Genomic DNA, 6,000 nt, shown 5'->3' with positions numbered 1-6,000 from the left:
ATCGAGATGGTGAATCCGAGCCAGGACGTGCCCACGATCATTGCCACATCCCCGGAAGGCTTTGGCACCAGGGTCAAGTTCGGCTACAAGGGACAAGCCTTCTTCGAAGTCACCAGCCCCTGTGTGGAGAAGTCGAAGGTGGCTGGGCCCAAGCGGGTGGCGAACGGCCGGGCCTACGAAGGTGAGATCCCCACCCCCAACGTCCGCTCCGCCTTCTGGTCCGCCGAGACCCCGGTACCCGACCCGGCCCCCTCGCCCTGACCTCGGTGCGCATGGTGAAGGCTGTCTCCACGCGGTCGGGCGGCGGCTGCCTATCCTTGCGGCCATGACAGCCCAGTTTCCGGAGCCCTCTCCGCGCCCCGTTCCCACAGAGGCGCTCCGCGCCTCTCACAACGACCGGGAAGCCGTGGTGGAGCAACTGCGTGATGCGGCGGCCGAGGGGCGTATCGATTTCGATGAGCTTGATGCGCGGCTGGAGCGGGCGCTGACGGCCAAGACGCACGGAGAACTGGCGCTGCTCACGGCTGACTTGCCGCCGACGCACTCCTCTTCCGCGGCGGCGGAGAGCCTGTCGCCCCTGGTGCTGAAGGGCGGCATCTCCGGTGCGTCCCGTGGTCCCGGGCGCTGGGAGGTCCCCGGACATGTGGTCGCGCACGGAGGCGTGGGGGGTGTGAGCCTCGACTTCACCCGGGTCGAGTGCCGGCTCGCGGAGGTCGTCGTGGAGGCGTACGGGGAGACGTCCGGCGTCACGGTCGTCATCCCCGACGGCTGGGGCGTGGACACCGGCGGCATCGATCCCGGCTTCGGCGGTCTGACGGACAGGACCACGCCCGACCGGCTCCCGGGGACTCCGCTGATCCGGCTCACCGGGTCCGGCGGGATCGGGGGAGTGGTCGTCCGCCACCCCAGCAAGCGGGAGCGACGCAAGTTGGGCACTTCCTAGGCCCGCGCCCCTCGTGAGCGGGCGGGACAGCGGGTGTCGGGCCGCCTCGGTCGTGGCGGCCCTCAGCCCCTGACCCGGCCCAGCGCTACCGCCGGACCGGCCCCCGCCGGTACGCCGGCGGTGCGGGCATCACTTCACCACGACCTTGTCGCCGGACGAAGTCGACCGGCCGGTGGTGGTGTTGCCGTAGTACACCCAGCGCCATGTGCCCGTCTTGGAGGCCTTGACGGTCGTCTTGAGGGCACCCGAGCCGTTCGCCGGCACCTTCTTCACCGTGGTGTAGGAGGCGGCGCCGGAAGGCTTGAACTGGAGGCTCACCGAGCGTCCCCCGTAGGAGGCGTACTTCCTGGTCTCCCAGTCGGCCCGCGAGACCTTCCCGGTCACGGTGATGGTTCTGCCCTTGGTCACCGGCTCGGGCGAGGCGTTGACGGTCAGGCGGGAGTTGCGTTTGACGTGGACGGTCAGACCCTTGTCGTCGACGTCACCGCCGCCGCCCTTGAAGTGCACCTCGGCCGCGACTTTCCAGGCCCCGGCCTCACTGTTGCGCATGTCCCACACGCTCGGGTCGAAGAACATCGTCTCGTTGATATCGCAGACGCTCGCACTCACCCTGATGCAGTCGGTCGTCTCGATGGCGTGCCACAGCCGGTCGTCCTTGCCGCCCCGGTACAGGAACACCGCCGGCCACTTCCACTGGTGCGTGGTCGTCACCCGGAAGGAGGCGGGCACCCTGACCTCCTTCGACGTACCGATCACGATCGGCTTGCCGCCGTTCACCTGGACACGGGTGAACGAGACCCCGCCCTCGGCCGCACCGGCCGGTACCGCGGCCACGGCCGTGAACACCGCCGCCGCACCTCCGGCCACGGCGACTCTCCAGACCTGCTTCCCCACTCTGATCCCCGATCTCGGTACGCAAGGCGCCGAAGGTTCACCCCCAGCGCCTTACAGACAGCCCGGGTTCATCCGGGGTTGTACGTACGCGCATCACGATGGGGCATCGGACAGCGTTCCTGCGGTCCTCAGCCCTGGGACAGGCTGCCCGGTCGTCCCCTGACCCTCAGCCGTTGACCCCGCACGCGCGCTCCGGGGCTGGTCAGACCGCCGGTGCGTAGTGCACGACGGTGTCCTCGCACGGCCCCTCGGCGTACACCTTCAGTGCTTCCAGCTCGCGGTCGTCCACCGTGAGCTGCCAGCGGAGCTTGGTCGAGACCCATTCCCCCGTGTACCGGCACTGCACGTCGGGGGACGGCGGCATCCAGTCCGCCGGGTCCTTGTCCGCCTTCCGGCGGTTGATGCGCGCCGTCACCGCCGCCAGGGAGGCGTCCGCCCCCTGGTCGTTCGCGTAGGCCTCCCGCCGCCTCTCGGTCCAGGCGGAAGCGCCGGAGTCCCAGGCCTCGCCGAGCGCGACCAGGTGGGCGACGTCCAGCGACCCGGCGCCGGTGACCTCCTGGCCGTCGAGGTGTGACGTCCACCTGCCGCCGGTCAGCCCGCAGCCGGACCCCACGGTCGGGGCGACGACCGCTTCGGAGAGGAGGACCTCGGCTCGGGTGTCGCACCCGTCCGTCGCGTCCTCACCCGCGTTCCAGTGCCGGAAGGACGAAGTGGTGTAGCCGGCGCGGTTCTCCTCGGCCACCTTCAGCTGACCGACCGCGTCGGCCAGGGTCGTCACCTCCGCCACCGGAGCGGCGGGAGCCGCCTGCGCGGCGGGGAGCGGGGGAAGGAGGAGAAGGGGAAGAAGGGGGACGACGAGGGCGAGTGGGAGCGGGAGCGCGCTGAGGCCGCGCGTGAGGTACTTGTTCACCACCGCGTTCTACCGGCCGCCCCCGGCCCCGGCGCGGCCCGGCCGGTCGCGCTCACCCGCCCGGGCCGGCGAGTTCACACCGGAGGAACGCTTCCGCCCACCGCGACACCGCGACCCCGCCCCCCCGTACGCAGCCCCCCGTACGCAGCCCTCGTACGCCGGCGGCCACCCCGTACGCCGTCACCGGCCGCGCCTAGCGGAGCGCGACCCGGTCTCCGCTCGACGAGCTCGCGCCGGACGTCGTGTTGCCGTAGTACGTCCACCGCCACGTTCCCGCCCCGGTGGCCTTCACGGTGGTCTTCAGCGACCCGGTCTTGCTCGACGTCACCTTCTTGACCGTCTTGTACGAGGAGGAGCCCGCCGCCTTGAACTGGAGGCTCACCGAACGGCCCCCGTACCCCTGGTACGTGTGGGTGTCCCAGTTCGCCCGGCTGACCTTTCCGGTCACGGTGAGCGTCTTGCCCTTCACGACCGGCTCGGGCGAGGCGTTGACCGTGACCCGGGTGGCCCGCTTCACCTGCAACGGGAGCTTCACGTCGTCGATGTCCTCGGCGCCCTTGGGGAGGTACAGCTGCGCGGCTGTCTTCCAGGCGCCGGCGTCCTCGTTCCCGAAGTCGTAGTGCCGCGGGTCGATGGTCAGCCACTCCTCGAAGCCGCAGATCCCCTTCGCCTTGTCCACGACCACGCAGTCGTTGACGAGCATGGAGTTCCACAGCGTCTCGCTGGAGCCGAGCTTGCCCCGGTAGGGGAACACCGTCGGGGAGGACTTGTGCTTGAGCTTGGTCGTCATCCGGAAGGTCACGTACAGCTCGACCTCCTTCTTGACCCCGATCACGATCGGCTTCCCGCCGTTGAAAGTGACCCGGCTGAAGGCGACTCCGCCCTCCGCCGCCCCGGCCGGAACGGCCGCCACGCCGGTGAACACGGCCGCGGCCGCACCGGCCACCACCGCTCTCCGCGTCGCTCTCTTCATGGTCTTCACGTCGAACCCGTCCTCTCCGCAGCCGCCCGGGGCAGCGCGCGGGGCGCGCCTGCCCGAGGTTTTCCCCGCGGCTCATCAGGAGACCAGGGAGGCGTGTGCGTGGTTGTGCGCGGTGCGGCAACGATTTGATCACCCCGGCAGGGCAGGGCGCAGGGTTGCTTCGGGTTACGGGACCCGGGCCACGGCCACGTAGATGCCGCTGAACTCCTGGGTGGGCGCGGCGGTGCCGTTGAACCACTCCGGGGCCTCCACCAGGCCGGGGGCGACGATCTCCAGGCCCTCGAAGAACCGGGAGAACTCCTCGCGGCTCCGCAGGGCCAGAGGGATGCCGCCCTTCTTGTACTCGTCCTCGCTCTGCTGTCCGACCTCCTCGTTCACGTCGGACGCGCCCTGGGACAGCACGACGTAACTGCCGGAGGCCATGGTGCTCGTGAACGTGCGGATGATGCCGATCGGGTCCTCGGAGTCCGGCAGGAAGTGGAGCAGGCCGAGGAGCGAGAGGGCGATCGGGCGGTCGAAGTCCAGGGTCTCGCGGGCCGCGTCGAGGATGATCGCGGGCTCGCGGACATCGGCGTGGACGTAGTCCGTCCTGCCCTCCGGCCGGCTGATCAGCAGGGCTTCCGCGTGCCGCAGGACGATCGGGTCGTTGTCGCAGTAGACGACCCGGGCGGAGGGGACGATCTCCTGGGCGGTCTGGTGCAGGTTGGGCGCGGTGGGGATGCCCGTCCCTATGTCCAGGAACTGCGTCACGCCCTCGCCCGCCAGCCAGGCCGTCGCCCGGTTCATGAAGGAGCGCTGCTGGCGAGCGCCGATCTTCGCCTCGATGGGCAGCAGTTCGGCCATCGCCTGGTCCACCGGGTAGTTGTCCTTGCCGCCGAGGAGCGCGTCGTAGACCCGAGCCGAGTGGGGCTTGCTGGTGTCGATCGGGGGGTGGGGCGTCGCTGCGGTCATGCCGGACTCCTGATACACGTGGTGTGGACCAATAGGTCGACGCAGTCTGCCACAGCAATCCCGCTGCGGTGGACGGGTGTTCGGGCCTCGGAGCGCCGGCCGCGCCCCGGCCGCGACGCCGCCCGACCGCATACGGGTCCGTGTCCGGCGGACTTCCGCGTTGACCTCACGCGCCGCGCCCGCCGAAGATCGCTGGTGTGAACCCCCCTTCTGACACGCCTCCGCCCCAGCCCCCGCCGGGGCCCCCGTCGCCCTGGTCCCCGCCGCCGTCCCCGGACGGACCGCCCCGCCCGCACGACCCCGCGTGGCAGGGCTGGGAACGGCCCCCGGAGTGGAGCCGCCCGCCGACCGGGCCGGTGCGCGCGCCCTCGGGTTCGCGCTACGACGAGCAGGGGCGCAACGGGCAGGGCGGCCGGTTCGGCTGGCTGGGCGAGCTGCTGACCGCCCTCGCGCTGGTCGTGGTGGGCGTACTGGCCGTCAGCGTGTTCGGCGCGATCATCGCCGAGGTCCTGGACGCGGGGCCCACGGACGCGGACAGCGAACTCTTCTTCGAGGACCCGGTCGCCGATCTGGCGGTCTCGCTCGTCGGCATCGCCGTCGGGATACCCATCGTCCTGGGGGTCGTGCGCCTCCTCGGCCGGCGGCCCGCCGGGACCGTGTCCTCCGTCGTCGGGCGGCTGCGCTGGGGCTGGCTGGGCCGCTGCGCCGCCGTGGGCTTCCCGCTGATGGCCGTCCAGATCGGGCTGCTGATCGCCTGGACCTGGGACACGGAACCGCTCGCGGAGTCCGACACGGGCTTCCCGGGCTGGCCCTACTTCCTGCTGAGCCTGGCCGTGGTGCTGGCGCTCGTCCCCTTCCAGGCCGCAGCCGAGGAGTACGTCTTCCGGGGCTGGCTGGTCCAGGTGATCGGCCGGGCCGTGCGTTCGCCCTGGCCCGCGATCGTCCTGGCGTCCCTCCTGTTCGCCCTGGCCCACGGGTTCGGCGAACTCTCCGGCTTCCTCCTGCTGCTCTACTCGGCCCTGTGGTGGGGCTGGCTGGTGATCCGTACGGGCGGTCTCGAAGCGGTGATCGTCCTGCACGTCGCCAACAACCTGCTGGCCTTCGGCCTGGCGGCGGGCTTCGGGGAACTCGACGACAGCAGCACCGCCGCCGACGCGCCGTGGCAGGCCCTGGTCCTCGAACTCGTCTTCGCCCCGCTGTACTGCCTGACCATGGCGAAGATCGCCGAGCGGCGCGGCATCGAGCGGGTCAGCCCCTGACAGCCGCCCTTCTCGCGCCTCCCGCCTTCCCGGCCCCCGCCCCCGCCCCCCTCGTGATCTC

General features: G+C 71.1%; 6 protein-coding genes and 1 pseudogene. 3 read left to right on the top strand and 4 right to left on the bottom strand.

The genetic code is table 11. From position 1 onward, the window contains the following. Positions 1-261: pseudogene (locus tag DTB53_RS08380) on the top strand (hypothetical protein); the annotation flags it as partial. 64 nt (positions 262-325) lie between these two features. Then, on the top strand, positions 326-943 hold the full coding sequence (locus DTB53_RS08375) for a DUF1707 SHOCT-like domain-containing protein (protein ID WP_012379682.1): 618 nt from the start codon (positions 326-328) through the stop codon (positions 941-943). 129 nt (positions 944-1,072) lie between these two features. Here DTB53_RS08375 and DTB53_RS08370 read toward each other — a convergent pair whose 3' ends face one another. From DTB53_RS08370 to DTB53_RS08350, 4 genes are all read right to left on the bottom strand, one after another. Continuing rightward, a complete protein-coding gene (locus tag DTB53_RS08370) occupies positions 1,073-1,837 on the bottom strand; it encodes a hypothetical protein (protein ID WP_012379681.1) in 765 nt (254 codons plus the stop codon). A 202-nt stretch (positions 1,838-2,039) separates the two neighbouring features. Further along, a complete protein-coding gene (locus DTB53_RS08360) occupies positions 2,040-2,750 on the bottom strand; it encodes an HNH endonuclease family protein (protein WP_012379680.1) in 711 nt (236 codons plus the stop codon). A gap of 190 nt (positions 2,751-2,940) precedes the next feature. Continuing rightward, on the bottom strand, positions 2,941-3,720 hold the full coding sequence (locus DTB53_RS08355) for a hypothetical protein (RefSeq protein ID WP_042498438.1): 780 nt from the start codon (positions 3,718-3,720) through the stop codon (positions 2,941-2,943). 174 nt (positions 3,721-3,894) lie between these two features. Then, the gene (locus DTB53_RS08350; RefSeq protein WP_003967253.1) at positions 3,895-4,680 is read right to left on the bottom strand and encodes an SAM-dependent methyltransferase; all 786 of its coding nucleotides are present in this window, start codon (positions 4,678-4,680) and stop codon (positions 3,895-3,897) included. Between the two features lie 356 nt (positions 4,681-5,036). Here DTB53_RS08350 and DTB53_RS08345 point away from each other — a divergent pair, with 356 nt between their 5' ends. Further along, positions 5,037-5,939 carry a CPBP family intramembrane glutamic endopeptidase gene (locus DTB53_RS08345; protein WP_012379678.1) on the top strand — a complete coding sequence of 301 codons (903 nt, stop codon included), beginning with the start codon at positions 5,037-5,039 and terminating at the stop codon, positions 5,937-5,939. The last annotated feature ends 61 nt before the right edge of the window (positions 5,940-6,000 follow it).

Source organism: Streptomyces griseus (assembly GCF_900460065.1).
Taxonomy (GTDB): Bacteria; Actinomycetota; Actinomycetes; order Streptomycetales; family Streptomycetaceae; genus Streptomyces; species Streptomyces griseus.
This window is presented reverse-complemented; position numbering and strand designations above follow the sequence as displayed.